Source organism: Amycolatopsis rifamycinica (assembly GCF_000695625.1).
GTDB classification, from domain to species: domain Bacteria; phylum Actinomycetota; class Actinomycetes; order Mycobacteriales; family Pseudonocardiaceae; genus Amycolatopsis; species Amycolatopsis rifamycinica.
Map to the genome: position 1 here is coordinate 279,933 of NZ_JMQI01000079.1, position 18,319 is coordinate 298,251.

At 71.4% G+C, this 18,319-nt stretch carries 18 protein-coding genes and 1 tRNA gene; 3 read left to right on the forward strand and 16 right to left on the reverse strand.

Going from position 1 to position 18,319, the window contains the following annotated elements:
- Window positions 1-86 precede the first annotated feature (86 nt).
- Together mca and DV20_RS39770 are read right to left on the reverse strand one after the other, a co-directional pair.
- Complete coding sequence (gene mca / locus DV20_RS39765; RefSeq protein ID WP_043788724.1) at window positions 87-929, reverse strand: mycothiol conjugate amidase Mca; 843 nt, start codon at window positions 927-929, stop codon at window positions 87-89.
- On the reverse strand, window positions 926-2,272 hold the full coding sequence (locus tag DV20_RS39770) for a DHA2 family efflux MFS transporter permease subunit (RefSeq protein ID WP_167344427.1): 1,347 nt from the start codon (window positions 2,270-2,272) through the stop codon (window positions 926-928). Before DV20_RS39770 ends, mca begins: the two co-directional genes overlap by 4 nt.
- Window positions 2,273-2,367: 95 nt before the next feature.
- On the opposite strand from DV20_RS39770, the gene DV20_RS39775 reads away from it, so the two are divergent.
- A complete protein-coding gene (locus DV20_RS39775; protein WP_043788725.1) occupies window positions 2,368-2,958 on the forward strand; it encodes a TetR/AcrR family transcriptional regulator in 591 nt (196 codons plus the stop codon).
- Here the strand turns inward: DV20_RS39775 and DV20_RS39780 are convergent.
- From DV20_RS39780 to DV20_RS39830, 11 genes are all read right to left on the reverse strand, one after another.
- On the reverse strand, window positions 2,955-3,992 hold the full coding sequence (locus tag DV20_RS39780; RefSeq protein WP_043788726.1) for a DUF4328 domain-containing protein: 1,038 nt from the start codon (window positions 3,990-3,992) through the stop codon (window positions 2,955-2,957). The two genes, DV20_RS39775 and DV20_RS39780, sit on opposite strands and share 4 nt — an antisense overlap.
- A 1-nt stretch (window position 3,993) precedes the next feature.
- Window positions 3,994-4,353 (reverse strand): rhodanese-like domain-containing protein, encoded by a 360-nt coding sequence (locus DV20_RS39785; RefSeq protein WP_043788727.1) that lies wholly within the window; start codon window positions 4,351-4,353, stop codon window positions 3,994-3,996.
- 150 nt (window positions 4,354-4,503) lie between these two features.
- Window positions 4,504-6,294 (reverse strand): sodium/solute symporter, encoded by a 1,791-nt coding sequence (locus DV20_RS39790; protein ID WP_043788728.1) that lies wholly within the window; start codon window positions 6,292-6,294, stop codon window positions 4,504-4,506.
- Window positions 6,295-6,325: 31 nt separating this feature from the next.
- Entirely contained in the window at window positions 6,326-6,853 is a 528-nt protein-coding gene (locus DV20_RS39795) for a hypothetical protein (RefSeq protein ID WP_043788730.1), read from the reverse strand.
- Between the two features lie 13 nt (window positions 6,854-6,866).
- Window positions 6,867-7,700 carry a LytR/AlgR family response regulator transcription factor gene (locus tag DV20_RS39800; protein WP_043788731.1) on the reverse strand — a complete coding sequence of 278 codons (834 nt, stop codon included), beginning with the start codon at window positions 7,698-7,700 and terminating at the stop codon, window positions 6,867-6,869.
- A gap of 84 nt (window positions 7,701-7,784) precedes the next feature.
- Window positions 7,785-9,170, reverse strand: coding sequence for a glycoside hydrolase family 16 protein (locus tag DV20_RS39805; RefSeq protein ID WP_043788733.1), 1,386 nt, complete (start codon window positions 9,168-9,170; stop codon window positions 7,785-7,787).
- Window positions 9,171-9,328: 158 nt separating this feature from the next.
- Window positions 9,329-10,174: a S49 family peptidase gene (locus tag DV20_RS39810; RefSeq protein ID WP_043788734.1), complete on the reverse strand. Its 846-nt coding sequence runs from the start codon at window positions 10,172-10,174 to the stop codon at window positions 9,329-9,331.
- A gap of 83 nt (window positions 10,175-10,257) precedes the next feature.
- Window positions 10,258-11,583: a histidine kinase gene (locus DV20_RS39815; protein ID WP_043788735.1), complete on the reverse strand. Its 1,326-nt coding sequence runs from the start codon at window positions 11,581-11,583 to the stop codon at window positions 10,258-10,260.
- Window positions 11,584-11,682: 99 nt separating this feature from the next.
- A complete protein-coding gene (locus DV20_RS39820) occupies window positions 11,683-12,543 on the reverse strand; it encodes an Fpg/Nei family DNA glycosylase (protein WP_043788736.1) in 861 nt (286 codons plus the stop codon).
- A gap of 12 nt (window positions 12,544-12,555) precedes the next feature.
- On the reverse strand, window positions 12,556-12,996 hold the full coding sequence (locus DV20_RS39825; protein ID WP_043788738.1) for a hypothetical protein: 441 nt from the start codon (window positions 12,994-12,996) through the stop codon (window positions 12,556-12,558).
- Window positions 12,997-13,109: 113 nt separating this feature from the next.
- The gene (locus DV20_RS39830; protein ID WP_043788740.1) at window positions 13,110-14,657 is read right to left on the reverse strand and encodes a sigma-70 family RNA polymerase sigma factor; all 1,548 of its coding nucleotides are present in this window, start codon (window positions 14,655-14,657) and stop codon (window positions 13,110-13,112) included.
- A 186-nt stretch (window positions 14,658-14,843) separates the two neighbouring features.
- Between DV20_RS39830 and DV20_RS39835 the strand changes: the two genes are divergently transcribed.
- Window positions 14,844-14,916 (forward strand) — tRNA-Gly (locus DV20_RS39835).
- Between the two features lie 202 nt (window positions 14,917-15,118).
- Here DV20_RS39835 and DV20_RS39840 read toward each other — a convergent pair.
- The 3 genes from DV20_RS39840 to DV20_RS39850 all read right to left on the reverse strand — a co-directional run bounded on the left by DV20_RS39840 (window position 15,119) and on the right by DV20_RS39850 (window position 16,896).
- Window positions 15,119-15,517, reverse strand: a complete 399-nt coding sequence (locus DV20_RS39840) for an immunity 7 family protein (protein ID WP_043788741.1) — start codon at window positions 15,515-15,517, stop codon at window positions 15,119-15,121.
- Between the two features lie 33 nt (window positions 15,518-15,550).
- A complete protein-coding gene (locus DV20_RS39845) occupies window positions 15,551-16,090 on the reverse strand; it encodes a DUF2716 domain-containing protein (RefSeq protein WP_084093898.1) in 540 nt (179 codons plus the stop codon).
- 182 nt (window positions 16,091-16,272) lie between these two features.
- Window positions 16,273-16,896 (reverse strand): hypothetical protein, encoded by a 624-nt coding sequence (locus DV20_RS39850; RefSeq protein ID WP_235191135.1) that lies wholly within the window; start codon window positions 16,894-16,896, stop codon window positions 16,273-16,275.
- A gap of 266 nt (window positions 16,897-17,162) precedes the next feature.
- On the opposite strand from DV20_RS39850, the gene DV20_RS39855 reads away from it, so the two are divergent.
- Window positions 17,163-18,290 carry a hypothetical protein gene (locus DV20_RS39855; RefSeq protein ID WP_043788744.1) on the forward strand — a complete coding sequence of 376 codons (1,128 nt, stop codon included), beginning with the start codon at window positions 17,163-17,165 and terminating at the stop codon, window positions 18,288-18,290.
- Window positions 18,291-18,319 lie beyond the last annotated feature (29 nt).

Here is an 18,319-nt window from a genome sequence, read left to right on the forward strand (position 1 = left end):
TGATCCGAGAGGCATCTCGCGTGATTGGAGGGGCATCTCGCGTGACTGGAGGGGCATCTCGCGTGATTGGAGGGACGACACGGGGGTCATGGGGTTACTCCGGTGAAGAGGTCGGTTTCGAGGGCGGGGCCTGGGGTGGGGTGGGCCAGGTGGTAGTCCTCGTGGGGCCAGGTTTGGCGTTCGATTTCGCGTGAGTGGGCGAAGAACGGGTGGGCGGGGTCTACCTGGGTGGCGTGCGCCAGGAGGGCTTTGTCTCGCGTGGCGAAGTAGGCCTCGCAGCGAACTTTGGTGGTGATGGGGAGCTTGTCGGGCGGGAGTTCGTCGAGGACGTCGGCCATTGAGGACTCCAGGCCGGCGGCCAGGGTGGCGTCGTGGAGGGCCTGGAACCACGCGCGGCTGAGGGTGGCCTGGTAGTAGAGCTTTCGGGGTCGCCACGGCGGGGTGGAGCCGGGGTAGCGAGCGGGGTCGGCGGCCGCGGTGAAGGCCTCGAGCGTCACCTCGTGGGTGCGGATGTGGTCCGGGTGCGGGTAGCCGCCCGTTTCGTCGTACGTGATCACCACGTGCGGGCGGAACTCGCGGATCAGCGCCACCAGGGGCGCCGCCGCCTCGGACAGCGGCAGGGCCGCGAAGCTACCGTCGGGCAACGGCTCGCCGTCGGCCGGCAGGCCGGAGTCGACCAGGCCGAGGAAGCGGTGACGGACGCCGAGGATCTCGGCGGCCGCAGCCATCTCGCGGCGGCGGATGGCCGGGAGGTTCGCCCACGTCTCGGCCGTGTCCAGAGCCGGGTTCAGGACGTCGCCGCGTTCGCCGCCGGTGCAGGTGGCGACCAGGACGTCGACACCTTCGGCCGCGTAGCGGGCCAGGGTGGCCGCGCCCTTGCTGGACTCGTCGTCCGGGTGGGCGTGAACGCTCAGGAGGCGGAAAGTCAACGGATGCTCCTTCGGGGGAAGAACAGTGCGGGGACCAGAGTCAGCGCCGACAACGCCAGAGCCCACGTGAACGTGGTGCCGAACGCCGCCGGAGGTGGCGCGGACGTGAGCTCGCGGTGGAGGATCGCGGCCAACAGGGCGGTGCCCAGTGAGCCGCCGATGCGGTTGACCACGTTGAACGCGCTCGCCGCCCGGGGGATGCGGGATCGCTCCAACGAGCCGTAGAGCGTTGTCATGCCGGGGGCCGTCGCGGCGCCCAAGCCGACGCCGCGGAGCAGAAGGGACAGGGTCAGCAAGCCGCCGCCGGGTGCCGAACCGAGCTGGGTGAACGCCACCGTGCCCAGCAGGGACAGGCCGATGCCGGCCAGCATCATCCGGCGGGGCCCGAACCGGGCCAGGAGCGGGCCGCTCGCCAGCAGGACCGCCGCCGAGCCGAGGGCCTGAGGCGCCAGCAGCAGCCCGGCCCGCACCGCGCTCGCCCGCTCGACCTGCTGGTAATACAGCGGAAGCAGCAGCATCGAGCTGTAGAGCGACGCTCCCAGCAGGAACGTGCTCCCGCTCGCGACCGCGAACCCCCGATTCCGGAACAGTTCCAGGTCCAGCACCGGCGACGCCGCTCGGTGCGCGTGGACGCCGTACGCCAGCAGCAGCGCAGCCCCGGCCGCCCCGGCGACGACCACGCCCTCGGCCAGGCCGTAGACGAGCGCACCCAGCCCCGGCGACAGCAACAGGACTCCCCTGACGTCCAGGGAGTCACGAACCCCAGCGGGTTCGGGAGCCGGGAGGAGCCGCCGCGCGAAGAGGAGCGTCGCCACGCCCAGCGGAACGACGCCGAAGAACATCCAGCGCCACCCGAAGTCCGACACCAGCGCGCCGCCGAGCATCGGGCCCAGCACCGGGGCCACCGTCGCCGGCAGGGTGATCACCCCGATCATCCGGCCCAGCGCCGGGCCCGCCGCCTGGGCGAAAACCGCCTGCCCGACCGGCTGCATCAGCCCACCGCCCAATCCGTGCAGCACGCGGAAGGCCACCAGAGAAGGCGCGGACCAGGCGAAGCCGCACAACAGCGTGCCCGCGGTGAAGATCGCCACCGCCGTCAGCCACACCGCGCGGCCGCCGAACCGGTCGGTCAGCCAGCCGGACAGCGGGATGGCCGCCGAAGCCGCGAGCAGGTACGCGCTCGCCACCCACTGCACCGTGGTCAGCGGGCTCTCGAGGTCACGGGCGATCGAGCCGATCCCGACCGTCACGATCGTCGCGTCGAGGATCGACAGCACCGCGCCCATGATCAGCACACCGCCGAGCCGCCACAGCGCCGCATCGGATCGGACTGCCGTTGTCATGCCCACCCCCAGATGATTAGGTCGAACCTCAGATTAGGTTCGACATAGTTAATGGGTCAAGCACAATCTTGGGTTCGACCCAGTAGAGTGACGCCATGAGCCAGGGACTCCGGGATCGGAAGAAGCACGAGACCAGGAAGACCATCTCCGACGTGGCCACGCGGCTGTTCATCCGCAACGGCTTCGAGGACGTGACGATCGCGGACATCGCCGCCGAGGCGCAGGTCGCCAAGATGACCGTGACGAACCACTTCCCGCGCAAGGAAGACCTGGTCTTCGACATCCGCGAGGACTTCACGTCCTGGCCGGCCGCGCTCATCCGCGACAGCGTCTTCCACGACACGCGCGAGCTCTACTTCGAAGCGCTGGGCGCCGAGCACGCGCTGGTCGGCTTTTCCGGTCCCGGCTTCGTGCGGATGATCAAGGAGAGCCCGGTGCTGACGAACGCGCTGCACGAGATGCACCGCGAGCGCGAGACGGCGCTCGTCGACCTGCTGATCCGGCGCCACCCCGAGGAAGACCTCGCGCCGACGCTCGCCGCCGCGCACCTCGCCACGGTCCTGCGCGTGCTCTTCCAGGAGGTCTTCGACCGGACCCTCGAGGACGAGAAAGCCATCGTCGACGAGCTCTGGCCCCTTGCGGAACAGGCCTTCGACCAGCTGGAACCGGCCTACGGCCGCTTTTAGCGCGCCGCGCCCGCCGGCCGTGAAGTCCGCAGTTCCGGCTCGGGCGCGCCCTGCACCTTCAGCACGCGCATCTCCCGCACGGCCAGTGCGTCCGACGGCGCCAGCAGCGTGGAGAACCGCCGCACCACCAGGGCGGTCAGCACCGCCAGCGTGGCCGCGGCCAGGTCGGTCAGCGCGACCAGGAGGACGCTGTCGGCCATCGACTGCACGTCGCCGCGGAAGCGCCAGATGATCGACACGCCGAGCAGGATCCAGTTGAGCAGCCAGGCGCCCCACCACACGAGGACCTGGCGCGACGGCTTCGGCCGGACGTCCCGCGAGCGCCCCAGCACCGCGTGCTCCAGCTCGCCGACGATCGACAGGGCCAGCGGCAGGTTCGCCACCGGCACGAGGACGCCGACCAGCACCTGCCACACCGGCCGCGGCGGGTCGTCGCCGGACACGTCCGCGGCCGCCTGGCGCGCGACCAGCAGCCACCAGAGCGACAGCCCGGCGGGCAGCAGCGCGAGGATCGAGGCGAGCAGGCCCGCGGTGAGCACGAAGCCGTCGGAGAACGCCACCACCGAACGGGAGAGCGCGGTGTCGCGGCCCTGGACGAGCAGCACGTACCGCCAGAATTCGGCGCTTGCCGCGGTCACGGCGAGCGCGGCGAACGCGAAGAGGACGACGACCACGCTGCGCCGGAGCACCGGCACCCGGTCGATCGGGCGGATCTCGTCGGAAGCCGTACCGGGCACCGACGTCGGACGCCGCCAGACCAGGTTCGGGAAGCCCCAGCGCGGCGGCACGGGGTACGACGGCGGACCGAGGTACGGCTCGGGGGCGACGACGCGGCGGCGCGGCCACGCACCGGGCGGCGGGGTCGCCACCCAGCGCAGCTTCGGCCGGTGCGCCGGACGGCGGTGGTAGGGGTACGGCTCCGGCTGGGCGGCGAGCGTCCGGCCCTGCAGCTGCTGGGCCGTCGGCGGCAGCGCGGGGCGCGGCCAGTACCCGGGCGGGTACGGCCGGCCCTGCGGAGGCTGCCCCGGGTGCAAGCTAGATCACTTCGGGTTCGATGCCGGGGTGCTCGCTGACCATGGGACGGCCTTCGCGCTGCCACGCGCCCATGCCACCGGCGACGTTCACCGCGTCCCAGCCGCTCTGGTTCAGCCACGCCGCCGCCCGCGCGGACCGGCCGCCGCTGCGGCAGATCACGTGGATCGGCTCGTTCTCGGGCAGGTCGGCCAGCTCGCCGACGCGGGCGGGCAGCTCCCCCATCGGGATGTGCACGGCGCCGGGCGCGTGGCCGGCGGCCCACTCGTCGTCTTCGCGGACGTCGAGCAGCACGAGGCCGTCCTTGGGCAGGTCGCGGACCTCGGCGGTCGGCAGTTCAGCAGGGCTCACCACGATCTCCATGCTGCCATGGAGAGGCGTTGCCCGCGCGTGAGGTCGCGGTGTGCGCACCGGAGCCGGGCATCACGCGTGACTGGGTAGGCATCACGCGTGACTGGGAAGGCATCACGCGTGATTGGGGAGGTATTACGCGTGATTGGCGGGGCATGACCGTTACTTGCGGTGGCGGCCTCGGCCGGGGAGGCGGGTTTTCTCCTCGGCCTGGCCGAAGCGGGCCACGGCCCTGTCCCGCATGAAGCCGAGCGGGTCCGGCGCGTGCAGCCGCAGCATGATGTCGTGGACGTGCTCCGGGCGGCCGTAGCCGGTCACGCGGCTCACGAGGTACGTCGACACGAAGGCGGCCGGGACGGTGATGAGCGCCGGCTGGTTGACGAACCAGGGCGCCCAGCCGCCGGTGTAGCCGCTCACGACGTTGACCACCAGGGCGGCCAGCACCAGGCCGCCGCCGACGAGCATCCCGGCCAGCGCACCCGGCCAGGACAGCTTGCGCCACCAGATGCCCAGCACCAGCAGCGGGCTGAACGTCGACGCGGCGAGCGCGAACGTCAGCCCGATCGACAGCGAGATGTCCTCCGGCCGCAGCACCACCGCCAGCGCGATCGGGCACAGGGCGACCAGCCCGGCCGCCACGCGGAAGTCGCGCACCCGGCCGGGCAGCAGGTCGGTGGACACCACCCCGGCGACGCTCACCAGCAGTCCGGACGTGCTGGACAGGAACGCCGAGAAGGCGCCGGCCGCGGTGACCGCGCCGAGGAGCCGGCCGCCGATCCCGGGCAGGATCGCCGACGGCAGTTGCAGGATCGCCGCGTCCGCCGTGCCGGTCACCAGCAGTTCGGGCACGTACATCCGCGACAGGGCGCCCAGCAGCGTCGGGAACAGGTAGAACAGGCCCAGCAGCAGCAGGACGTGCACGGTCGTGCGGCGCGCGGCCTTGCCGTCGGGGTTGGTGTAGAAGCGGACCAGCACGTGCGGCAGGCCCATCGTGCCCAGGAACGTCGCGAACATCAGCGAGTACGTCTGGAGCAGGTCGGTGAGGCTGCCCGAGCCCGGGTGCAGCCAGTCCGCGTTGTCGACGCTCGCGTCGCTGACCACCGGGACCGGCGTGCCGGCCATGAACTTCAGCTTGGTGCCTTCGGACACCGTGTGCGGCGCCAGCGGAGTCCAGTGCGTCGGCCCGGCCGCCGGGCCGTTGTCGGTGCGGCCGTAGGCGTAGAGGTAGGTGTCCGAGGTGACGTGCAGGGTGACGTCGGTCTGCACGTCGACCGTGGTGTCGCTGACGAAGACCGGCGGTGCGGGCGCACCGAGCGGCCGGAAGCCGTCCGGGCCGCCGCCGGTGAAGAACACCATGCAGAGCACGAAGGCGGGCACCGAGATCGCGAACAGCTTGATCCAGTACTGGAGCGCCTGGACGACGGTGATCGCCCGCATACCGCCGGAGATCACGTTGAACGCCACGAGGACCATGACCGCGACGCCGCCCGCCCACACCGGCACCGGGAGGATCGTCGCCAGCGTCAGCCCGGCGCCCTGCAGCTGCGGGACCATGTAGAGCACCCCGATGAACACGACGAACGCCGTGGAGAACCGGCGCAGGCCCTGCGAGCCGAGCCGCATCTCGACGAAGTCGGGCAGCGTGTAGGCCCCGGACCGGCGCAGCGGCGCGGCCACGAACAGCATCAGCGCCAGGTACCCGGCGGTGAACCCGATGGGGAACCACAGCGCGTCGGCGCCGTCCTTCAGCACGATTCCGGCGATGCCGAGGAACGAGGCCGCGGACAGGTACTCGCCGGAGATCGCGGCGGCGTTGCGGCGGGACCGCACGGTGCGCCGCGCGACCAGGAAGTCGTGCGTGCTCGTCGCCGACCGCGAGGAGCGGTGACCGAGGTAGGGCGTCACCACGGCGACCAGCACGATGCCGGTCAAGGCCCACGGGTTCAACTGCACGGGAGGAATCCTCGCACGACCTAGTGCGAAACTAGTTTTCGATCATGTCCACGAAAGCGCGTTCGTTGCGTTCGGCCAGGCGGTTGTACCAGATCCCGACGCCGAACAGGAACGGGAACGGCAGCACGCCGAGAATCAGCCAGGCCACCGGGATACCGAGCAGGCTGGCCCGGGAGAACCCCGGCACCAGGTAGAACAGCACGGGCAGCGAGCCGAAGACGCCGACGACGAGCAGCGAGAGCAGCAGCGCCGTCCGCAGCTGCACCTTCACCAGGTGGTCGCGGACGAGCAGCTTCCCCCAGCTGGTCTGCTCCTCCAGCTCGACCCGGGCGCGCAGGGTGCCGGCGCCGCGGCGGGGATCGTTGAGGATCACCCGCTCGCGCTTGGGTTTCGCGTGGTGTTCCGGCTTCGGCGGCTCGTTCTCCGGTGCCGGCGGCAGGGACTCGACGACGGCCCGCTCGATCGGCTGCGGCAGCGGCCGCTGCCGGCCCCGCCTGCCGAGGGTCGGATCCGGTTCGCGGACGCCGTTCGCGCGGCGCTCGTAGTAGTCGTCGGTCATGGCCGGTCCCGGTTCAGCCGTTCCGGCCCGAACCGACCAGCCGGTCCTTCAGCGCGCGGGTGTGCCGCCGGCTCACCGGCAGCACCTTCTCCTCGTTGCCGATGACGACCTGATAGCCGCCCTGGCCCATGCGCAGCTCGGTGATCAGCGGCAGGGCGACCAGGAACGACCGGTGAATCCGGACGAACCCGGCCTTCTCCCAGCGCTCTTCGAGCTGGGCCAGCGGGATGCGGACCAGGTGGCTGCCTTCGGTGGTGAACAGCCGCGCGTAGTCGCCCTGCGCCTCGACCCAGCGGACCGAGGAGCGCGGGATGAGCTTCGTGGTGCCGGCCAGCTCGACCGGGATGACCTCGTCGTCGTTCTTGACCGGCTCGCCGCCCATGGCGCCGGGCGGGGGCGCCGCGGCCGCGGCCAGCTTGTCCAGCACGCGCGTGATGGCGCGGTCGAGGCGATCCTGCTGGTAGGGCTTGAGGACGTAGTCGAGGGCGCCGAGGTCGAAGGCGTTGACGGCTTCTTCGGCGTGGCCGGTGACGAACACCAGCGCGGGCGAGGGCCGCAGCGCGGCGAACACGCGCGACATCTCCATGCCGGACAGCCCGGGCATGTCGATGTCCGCGAAGACGGCGTCGACGATCGGCAGGCCGCGGTCCTTGCGCTCGCGCAGCCGCGGGTCGTCGGTGGACAGCAACCGCAGCGCCTCGGAGGCGTCGATCGCCGGGAACACCTTCGCCACGTGCGGGCTGTTGCGCAGGCAGTGGACGAGTTCGTCAAGACCGTTCGGCTCGTCGTCCACGGCCAGGACCACGAGTTTCCGGGTGTCATCGTGAGCACTCACAGTGAAACGCATCCTGCCCATTGCCGAGTGCAATGTCCAGCCCCTGTCTGCCTGATGTGGGAAGACCCGCGGCCGGGGACCGCGGGTCCCCTCGTCTCAGTGCACGAAGGTGAACCAGTTGAGGTTCACGAAATCCGCGGGCTGGCCGCTCGTGAACGTCAGGTACACGTTGTGCACGCCGGTCACCGCGCTGATGTTCGCCGGGACGGTCCGCCAGCTCTGCCAGCCCCCGGTGTTGCCCAGCGCGAAGCTGCCGATGGGCGCGTTGGATCGGCTGTCGAGCCGCACCTCGACGAGCCCGCTCACGCCGGCCGCCGCGCCGGAGGCGACCCTGGCCTGGAAGTTCGTGGCCGCGGAGCTGCCGAAGTCGATGTTCGGGTAGAGCGCCCAGTCGCCGTTGGCCACCGCGCCGACGTTCTGGCCGCCGCCGGCGTCGGTGGTGGCCTCGGTGATCATCCCGGACTGCTGGCCGAACGCCTCCGCCTGGATGGTGCTGTAGGCGCTGCCGCCACCGGACGGCGGCGTGGTCGTGGTGGGCGGGGTGGTCGTGCCGCCGCCGCCGCGGGTGGACACCGTGACGTAGTCGACGACCATCGGGTGACCGGGCACGATCCCCGGCCCCGGCGTGGTCGTGCCCGAGTTGTTGTTCGGGAACGCGCCGCCGATGGCCAGGTTCAGCAGCACGAAGTAGCCCTGGTGGGTCGTCATGTTCGCCCAGGTGGTCGCGTCGACCTGGTTCTGGCTCACCGAGTGGAACTGCTGGCCGTCGACGAACCACCGGAAGACCTGCGGGCTGGTGCTCGCGTCCCATTCGAAGCGGTAGGTGTGGAAGGCCGACTGGCAGCTGCTGCCCGGGCAGGCCCGGTTGTTCGGCAGGCCGGTGGTCTCGTTGCACGGGCCGCCCGGGTTTACCCCGCAGTGCAGGACGCCCCAGACCGAGTTGATCCCGTTGACGTTCTCCATGATGTCGAACTCGCCGACGGCGGGCCAGTTCCAGTAGTTGCCGCGGTACGGGCCGCCGAGCGCCCAGAACGCGGGCCAGTAGCCGAGCGCAGCCGCGCCGGTGACGTTCGGCATCTGGATCCGGCTTTCGATCCGCACGACCCCGCCCGCCGGGGGCCGGAAGTCGGCGCGCTGGGTCTCGATGCGGGCCGACGTCCAGTTGCCCGCGCTGTCGCGCAACGGCGTGATGCGGAGGTTGCCGGCGCCGTCCTGCGCGAGGTTGGCCGTGCTCGCAGTGTAGTTCTGGATCTCGCCGGTGCCCCAGTTGGCGGGGCCGCCGGGGTAGCCGTGGCCGGTGTCGATGATCCAGTTCGCGCTCGAGGGGAGCGAGCCCGCACCGCCGGTGAAGTCGTCGGCGAACACGGTGGTCCAGCCCGATTCGGGCGGCGGGATGGACGCGGCCGCGGGCAGCGTCAGCGGGACGGCGATGAGCGCGGCGCCGAGCACGGCACCGAGGGCGAGTCTGCGGGAGTGGGGCATCGGGGACGACCTCCTTGTCGACCGGATTTGTTGCCGTTCGCAACAAAGCCCGCCGACAAGGAGAACTGACGTCCCCACGCCGATTCCAGAGGCGTTACACGGGTTGGGTGATCCAGGTCACAAGAAGTGCCCGGAAGTACCCGAACCGGACATCGGCGTCAGAGGCCGAAGCGGGACCAGGCCGCCTTCTGCGTCACCGCGTCCAGCACCGCCGACGCCGCCGCCGGTGCCCCGAGGCCGAGGCGCGCCAGCAGGGGCTTCTTCGGCTCGGCCACCGAGATCTCCGCGTCCGGGTAGCGCTCGGTGACGATCTGGCGGAGGCTGCCGAGGCCGTCGGCCAGGCCCAGCTCGACCGCCTTCGCACCGAGCCAGACGTCGCCGGTGAACAGGTCCTCCGAGTCGGCCAGCCGGTCGCCGCGGCGCTCCTTGACCCAGTTCACGAACAACTCGTGGAGCTGGGTGTGCATCTTCTTCAGCCACTCGACGTCTTCGGGCTTCTCCGGCGAGAACGGGTCCAGCCGCGACTTGTTCGCGCCCGCCGTGTGCAGCCGCCGCTCGATGCCGAAGCGTTCGAGCAGGCCGGTGAACCCGAAGCCGCCGCTGATCACGCCGATCGAGCCGACCATCGACGTCCGGTGCGCGTAGATCTCGTCCGCCGCGCAGGCCAGCCAGTACCCGCCCGACGCGGCGACGTCCTCGCAGAACGCCAGCACCGGCACGTTCTTCTCGTCGGCCAGCTGGCGGATGCGCTCGGCGACCAGGCCGGACTGCGTCGGGGCGCCACCGGGCGAGTTGATCAGCAGCGCGACCGCCTTCAGCCGCTCGTGACCGAACGCCCTGGTCAGCGCCGTTTCCACTGCGGCCAGGTTGATCGCCCCCCTGGCCAGCGGCGACGGCGACGGGGTGATCACGCCGTGCAGCTTCACCACGGCCACGACGTCCTTGCGCTCCACGCGGTCGGCGAGCCCCGGGATCCGCGAAGCCAGTTTGTCCGTAACGCTCATGAAGCCCAGGCTAGCCGGATTTTTCGGGGGTCCGGGTGGCGAAGCCCCCGGCCCGGGACGAAGCCCTGGATGTCACAGCGGAGTCAGCCCATGGGGAGGATGCCGGAGCGGGTGCCGTTGACGCCGTTCACCTCGGCCCCGGTCAGCTGGGCGGGCCCGCCCTGTGCCGGGACGTCGGCCTCGCTCCGGTCGGCGTCGGAGCTGTAGTCGGGCATGTTCGGCCGGACACCAGGGACGAACTTCGGCACCCGCAGCGTCACCTTCATGCCGGCCCCGGGCGCGGTCTCGACCATCACCGCGTAGTCGCTGCCGAAGACCTGCTGCATGCGCTGGTTGATGTTGCCGAGCCCGACGTGCGCGCCGGTGCGGTGGGCGCTCTTGAGGTCGTTGAGCCGCCGCGGGTCCATGCCGATGCCGTCGTCCTCGACGCTGATCAGCGCCTCGGTGCCGTAGTCCTGCGCGATCACCGTGACGCAGCCGCCGCTCGGCTTGCTGGCCAGCCCGTGCTTGACCGCGTTCTCCACCAGCGGCTGGATGATCAGGAACGGCACGACGACGCTGAGCACCTCGGGCGCGATCTTCATCCGCACCTCGAGCCGTCCGCCGAAGCGGGCGTTCTCGATGGTCAGGTAGCGGTCGATGTTGCGCAGCTCCTCGGCGAGCGAGATGAACATGCCCGACGTCCGGAACGAGTAGCGCGTGAAGTCGGCGAAGTCCTGAAGCAGCTCTCGCGCCTCTTCGGGGTCCGTGCGGATCAGCGCGGAGATCGTGTTCAGCGCGTTGTAGACGAAGTGCGGCGAGATCTGCGCCCGCAGCGCCTTGATCTCGGCCTGCTGCAGCTGGTGCTTGGACTCGTCGAGCCGGGCGAGCTCGAACTGGGTGCAGACGAACTGGGCGACGGCGTCGGCCATCTGCACCAGCCGGCCGCGGGTCCGGCCGACGACGATCAGCGCCGCCTCGGTCTCCCCCTCCACCAGCAGCGGCACGATGACGGCGGTCTTCATCCGGCAGGTGCCGCGGTGGTTGCACGGCATCCGGTCGTGCGCCACGACCTCGCGCCGGTGCTTGCGGATCGCCGCCCCGATCGCCTCGACGAGGTCGACGTAGTGCTCGTTCGCCTCGCCGTCCCACGACAGCAGCGTGCCCTCGCTGTCGGTGATGCCGACGGCGACGCAGTCGAGCATCTGCAGCAGCTGCGTGGTGATCTTGTCGGCGGCTTCCTCGTCCAGGCCGGAGCGGAGGTTCGGCGCGGCCTTCCACATCCGGTGGACGGCCTCCAGCATGGCCTCTTCCTTCAGGCTGGCCGGCTTGCGCTGCCTGAGGAACAGCACGATCACCGCGACCAGGAGGAGCACCACAAGAGCCCACGGGACGATCTGCGCAAGCGGGAACCCGGACACGGCGTCCATGCTCTGCGCTCGACCGACCGGGTGCAAGGCCTGATCCCACTTTCTGTCCAACGACGATGACCGAGGGTTGAGAGGACCCTACCCAGCGTCCGGAAGCGGCTACTTCAGGAGCCGCGACATCCGGCGGTCGGCCAGCGGCTTGCCGCCGGTCTGGCAGGTCGGGCAGTACTGGAACGACTTGTCGGCGAAGGATATTTCGCGGATCGTGTCGCCGCAGACGGGACACGGCAGCCCGGTGCGCGCGTGCACCCGCAGGCCCGACCGCTTCTCCCCCTTCAGCCGGGCCGCCTTCTGCCCCACCGACCGCTCGACGGCGTCCGTCTCGATCTCGTGGATCGCCTCGGCGAGGGTTTCCAGCGCGCCTTCGTCGAGCTTGCCGATCGTGGCGTACGGCGAGAGCTTCGCGCGGTGCATGATCTCGTCGGAGTAGGCGTTGCCGATCCCGGCGAGCAGCGACTGGTCGGTGAGCGCCCACTTCAGCCGGGTGTTCTTGCCGGCGAAGAGCTCCCGCAGCTGGGCGGCGTCCACGGCGAGCGCGTCCGGCCCCAGCCGCGCCACGCTCGCGATCTCCTGCGGGTCCTTGACGACCCACACCGCCAGGCCCTTCTTCGTGCCCGCCTCGGTGAGGTCGAACCCCGGGCCGGTGGCCGACTCGAGGTGCACCCGCAGCGAGATGGGGCCCTTCCCCGGCTTCAGGGGCGCCGCGGCGAGGCCGTCGGACCAGCGCAGCCAGCCCGCGCGGGCCAGGTGGACGACCAGGTGCAGGTCGCCGGCCACGACGTCCAGGTGCTTGCCGTGCCGGGTCGCGCCGGTGATCTCGCGGCCGTGCAGTTCGGTCCACGGCGGTGTCGCCGTCTTCAGCACGCTGAGCGATGCGACATCGATGCGGAAGATCGTCCGGCCGACAGCGTTCTCGCGCAGGTGGTGAGCCAGTGCTTCGACCTCGGGTAGCTCGGGCATGGCTCCAGTGTCCTACTCGACCGGGTGAAGCGGCCCGTCGAAGTCCGGCAGCGAGTGCCGCTGGATGGTCTTGGAGATCTTCTTGACCTCGCCCTGCACGGTGAACATGCCGCGGATGGTGCCGACCCAGCGCTCGGACGGCCGGTCACCGGTCACGTCGCCCTCGGTCTCCGCGACCACGGTCCACGGCCGCCGCAGCACCCACCGCAGGGGGAAGAAGAGCACCACGAGCAGCAGCGCCAGCAACACCCAGGCCGGGATGTTGACCTGGTCCGGCGTCCACACGATCAGGATCACGGCCAGCAGCGCGGTGACCACGATCATCGCGATCCCCGGCCCGTAGCTGCCCGCGACGTCGTGCTCGAAGTCGTCGGCCGTCGCCGGTGCGCGCCATTCCATCTGGGCACGGACCACCCAGTCGCGGCCGTCTTCGCCGCGTACCAGCCGGTTCATTCAGTTGCCTCCCGGGGCGCCCGCAGGGTGAGCAGTACAACGGTACCGTGCCCGGGCTCACCCGCGCGAGGGAGGAACCGGACAACTCGCCCGCCAGAGGAGATCACCGCTGATCAAGGACCCGTCGCCGCGGTGGTCACCGGGTCCGCCGGTTCGCCCGACCCGGTGACAGCCGGCGCCGAGTGCGGGCACGGCTTCTCCGACGTCGGCGTCACCGTCGTCGACGGCTCCGCGGCACCGGTCCCGTCCTCCTTCGGCACGGGCTTCTCCGCCACGTCCGATGGCGGCGCCGGACGGCCGGGCCGTCCGGTCGGCGACAGCTCGGGCACCTCGGCGTCCTCCGGCGTCGGCGCGTCGGCCGACTCGGTCGACTCCGTCGTCATCGTCAGTTCGGGCCTCGACGTGTCCAGCCGCGGCGACGTCACCTGCTGGTCGGACGCGGCGAACGTCGAGGACGAGAGGTCTTCGCGCGGGCCAGGCTGCTCACCGGCACCGCCCACGACCGCCACCGGGACCTCCCCGGCGACCGGCAGCTCCGGCACTTCGTTCGCGGCGACCTGCCGCGCTCCGCCCCGCGACCGCGGGGGGGCCGCGACCCCGGTGCCCCGGCCGTTGAGCACGCCGACGCCGATCAGCGGCTCCGGCGCCGGCGGCTGGTGCGTCTCCGACGGCGGCACCACGACGAGCTCGGGCGCCCCGCCGGGCAACCCGACGTCCCGCACCGGCCCGGCCCCGAACAGCACCGGCCCGGCCGCGACGCCCACGGCCCCCACCGCGGCGGTCGACGCCAGCGCCAGCCCGATCTTCACCTTCGAACCGACCAGGACACCCTTGACGGTCGCGCCGAGCCCGGCCAGCACCCCGCCGCCGCCCAGCGACGCGGCGGCCGGTACCAGCAGCACCAGCACCCCGGCGTGCGCCCGCAGCGACGAGCAGACGTCACGCAGCTCGTCCTGCGTCGCCCGGCACGACGGGCACCCGTGCAGGTGCGCCTTGATCCGCTCGGCCTCCGCGCCGGTGACGCTGCCGGCGGTGAACCCGCCGAGCTTTTCGACGACCGCCCGGCACGAGTCCGGCCCGCGGTTCACCGAAAGGTGGGCCTGCAGGTACGCCGCACGCAGCCCCTGACGGGCCCGCCGGGCCAGCGCGGCGGTCGCGTTCGCGCTCAACCCGAAATGGGGCGCGACCATCGCGGGCTGCTCACCCTCGACCTCGGTCTGCCACAACACCGTCCGCCACCGCTCCGGCAAGCTGGTGAACGCGGTCGTGATCAACGTGTGCTCCGCCGTGCGGGCGTGCGTGTCGGCCCCCGCCCCGGCGCGGAAAGTCAGCTCGTCATCGGACACCGGGACGTCCCGGCGCGCACCGTGCCACTCCCACGACACGCGGCGGGCCACGGTCAGCAGGTAGGCCCGGACGTAGTCACGGGGACCGGCGCCACGGCGGAGAGCCTGCAACACGCGGAAGAACGTCTCCGCGGTGATGTCGTCGGCCTCGGACCGATCCGCCGCCAGGCTCTGCGCGAGCCGGCGGACCGCGGCGGCGTGCAGCTCGAACAGCTCCCCGAACGCGGCGTCCTCGCCGTTGCGGAGCCGTTGCAGCAGGGCCTGCTCGTCGGATTCCGAGGCCGCTGGTGGCGGCACCGTGCCCAGCTCGGTCATCCGGCCCGGCACCTCCTCCCCGAAGGTTTCCCCATTCGGTCGAATGGAGACACCATACGGAGGGAATCAGCCGTCGTCACCCCTTGTACGCCAGCTGTGACACCGGAGCACCGGTCCGGGAAGGGGGGACCCGGTGCCAAGCCCCTCCCGGCGAGGGTATAGAGTTCTCCCCATCAGCAAGACAACGCGGATGTAGCGCAGCTGGTAGCGCATCACCTTGCCAAGGTGAGGGTCGCGGGTTCGAATCCCGTCATCCGCTCGGGGTTGCAGGGGTCATGTCGGCGGAACGCGCCGACCATGACCCCTTCGCCATTTCACCCGGGGGGCCGAGCCCCCCGGACCCCCCACGGTGCCTTCGCCAGACTTCGGGCGGGTGCCCCTCTTGGGTTTGGTCAGACGTCCGTGTGTTCCCCGGCTTCGCTTCGGCCAGACGTTGGGTGTTGACCCGCTTCCCGCGCTTCTCAGAGCTCGTAGGTGTCGAGGATTGTGGGGGCCACTGGGGTCAGGTGGGGGTCTTCGCGCTCGGTTACCTGGCCTCGGGCCATTCGGTACACGCGGAAGTTGTTGTCGTTCTCCGTGTCCTGGTCGTCCCACGTGTACAGGAGGCCGTAGGAGCCGGGGGCCAGTTCGCCCGCTCGGGTGAACAGCGTCAGGAGGTCCGTGGACTGGGCGCCGTGTTTGTCGATCCCGCCGAAGTGGAGCATGGGGATTCCCGCGCTCCAGCGGAGGTCGACCAGGTCGACGTCGGCCGCGTCGCGGATCGCGCGGTGCACGCGGTCGACCAGGCGCTCCAGGAGCGCCGCGTCGTCATCGCCGCTCGCGGTCGCCTGGATGGTCACCCAGCCGTGATATTCGAACACCCGCAGAACGGTAGCAAGAGATCAACCAGCGGCTCAGCGGGCCAGCGCCGACGGCTTCCCGTCCCGGCGCAGCACGCTCGGCAGCACCCCGCCGCCCAGCCGCTCGAACGCCGGCACCAGCTTTTCGCCGAACACGCACAACGTCCGCTCCCACGGGTGCCCGAGCGTCCCGTACGAGAAGTCCGCCGCCAGGAACAGGTGGTAGTCCGCGCGCGGGAACACCGGCACCGGCCAGCGCGCGCCTTCGGACATCAGGTGCGGGCGGATGCGGTAGGACTGGTGCTGCCAGTGCAACGCCCACATCCAGTCGTCCGGGCCGCAGACCTCGCGGAACGCGGCCAGCGCGATCGACGCGACCTGGTGCTCCTCGACCGCGTACGGGCCCAGCCGGAACTCGGCCGAAGCCCTGTCCAGGTCCCCCGGCGAGAGGTCCCACGTCCGCGACGGCACCGGCTCACGGAACCCCGGCCAGGCGTGCGCGTAGGTGCTCGGCCAGAACGCCAGCTTGTCGTACACCCAGTACCAGGCGGGCTCGTCGACGACGCGGGAGACGGCTTCCCAGGCAGCATTCACGGTTGAGACCTCGAGTCGGCCAGGCGCGGAAGAACACGCGAAAGCTTCGTGTTCGTCCTCCGGTTTGTCCAGTACCCGTCCGTCCGCCGCGAACTGTGTCACTCAGACGGGTGGGTTACGCCAGCTTGTCACCCCGCCGATCCGGACCGGGAGGCGCCGGGCGGACCCGGCGCCTCCCGGGCTCAGGCCGCGTCCCAGAGGGTGAGGAACGCCGAGGCCTCGCTACGGGCCCACGGCCGCAGCCGCGCCCGGTCACGGGCCGAGAGCCGGTACTCCTTCGCCCGCCGGACGTCGATCACCAGCGCCTCGCCGCCCGGCAGGATGTCGGGCATCGCCTGCTCCAGCACCCACAGCGCGAGCTGCGCCGAATCCTTCGCCAGCGGCTCCTCCTTGAAGTAGAGCCAGGTCGCGTACCGGCGGCCGTCGCTCTTGCGCAGCCCCATCTGCGGGCTGACGCCGATCTCGAGCTCCCCGATCCGGCACCGGCCGCGGCCGACGTCGACCAGCCGCGGCGACTTGCGCCCGAGGTACCGCAGCCAGCCCTCGGCGATCGCCGCGTAGTGCGGTTTCGTCCGCTCGTCGGCGGCGTTGACGAGCGCGCGCAGCGCCACCTCGTCCTGGTTCGCCGCCCGGCCGGAGCGCACCGCGTTGGCCGCCCGCCGGTAGTAGTTGAACGCCGCCCGCGCCGGATCTTGGTACTGCCGGCGCTGCCGCCGGACGAACGACGACCGCGACGGCCCGGAACTCGCGCTGTAGCCCACGAATGTGGACAGGGTGATGTAGGCCATGGCCCTGCCTTCCTCCATCACGCCACCCGCGGACGCGGGCGGCATCTCCCCTGGACAACGCCAATTTTAGAACACATGTACGACAGTTTCGGGGTCCTGACGGGTGACGGCCGGATCTCGCTGTCCCGTTCGCGGCGGGCCACGGCGGCGACCGGATCGGCCACGTGGAGGACTCCCGAAACCGCGTCCCGTGCGCTACGTTGCCGATCAATCTCGAACAGCAACCTCTCAGGTCGGCCGCGCGTGCCAGACTGATGCCCCGAACGGTGGATGGGGGTCTACTCATGAGCTGGCAGGACGACCTGCGCCGCCTGGACGCGGACCTGGCGGCCGGGCGCATCGAGCCCGCGGCCCACCGCAAACAGCGCGACGAGCTGCTCGCGCAGGCCTCCGGTTCGACCGTGGCCTCGCCCGTCCCGTCACCGCTGCGCCGTCCCGCGACCGCGTGGCAGAGCAAGAACCCCGCGGCGCCGGGCGCCGTGCCGCCGCAGCGGCAGGAAACGCCGTCGAGCCCGCCGAACTACCAGCCGCCCCCGCGGCCGCCGGTCCACCCGCCCGCGCCCGCGCCCCCGTGGAAGCGGACCGGGACCGGCGTGCCCGCCGTCGCGGACCACCTGACCACGGCGCCGAGCCCGGCGGACATCACGCCGACGCGGTACCTGCGCGTCGAGGGCCCGCTGCCGGACCGCCCGCAGCTCAGCCGGTTCCCGCCGACGCACCCAGGCGGGGAGCCGGTGGCGCCCGGACCGGCGCCGCAGGTGCCGGACGAGCCGGGCAAGCACCGCTGGGACGAGTCCGCGGGCGGCCGCCGCCGTCCGGCCTGGCTCTTCGTCGCACTGGGCGTGTTCGTGGTCCTGGCGATGATCGCCGGCGTGACCATGTGGCTCGGCTCCGGCTCGGACCAGGCCACCCCGGCGACCGCGCCGTCGTCCGCACCCGAGGCCGTCCGCACCCCGCCGCTGGACGAGCGGGTGCCGCAGATGCCCGGCAAGCAGAACCCGAACAACTCGACGATGTCCATCGCGAAGGGCCTGGAGCTGGGGCTCTACCCCGCGTCGACGGCGGACCTGCTGAACGCCAACGGGGCGAGCAAGGTGATCTACCGGGGCGCCGCCGACGGCGGCGTCTCCTACCTCGTCCTGGTCGTGCCGACGAGCAGCCCGGCCAACGCGCAGGCCGTCGTGGAGAAGCTGTACCAGGACGCGCTGGCGGGCGGCTTCCGGTCGGTCCAGTCGGCGTTGCGCACGGTCTCGGGGCGGGACGGCGACACCTTCCTGAACACCACCTGGTACGGCTCCGGCAGCAACGTCGTGAGCATCGGGATCGCCGAACCCGACCGCGGCCAGGCGGGCCTGAGCAGCGAGCTGGACAAGGCCGTCGACGCGCTCGAGGCGGTCCTCCCGGTCAGCTGAGGCGGAACGGCTGCCGAACCGACCCTTCC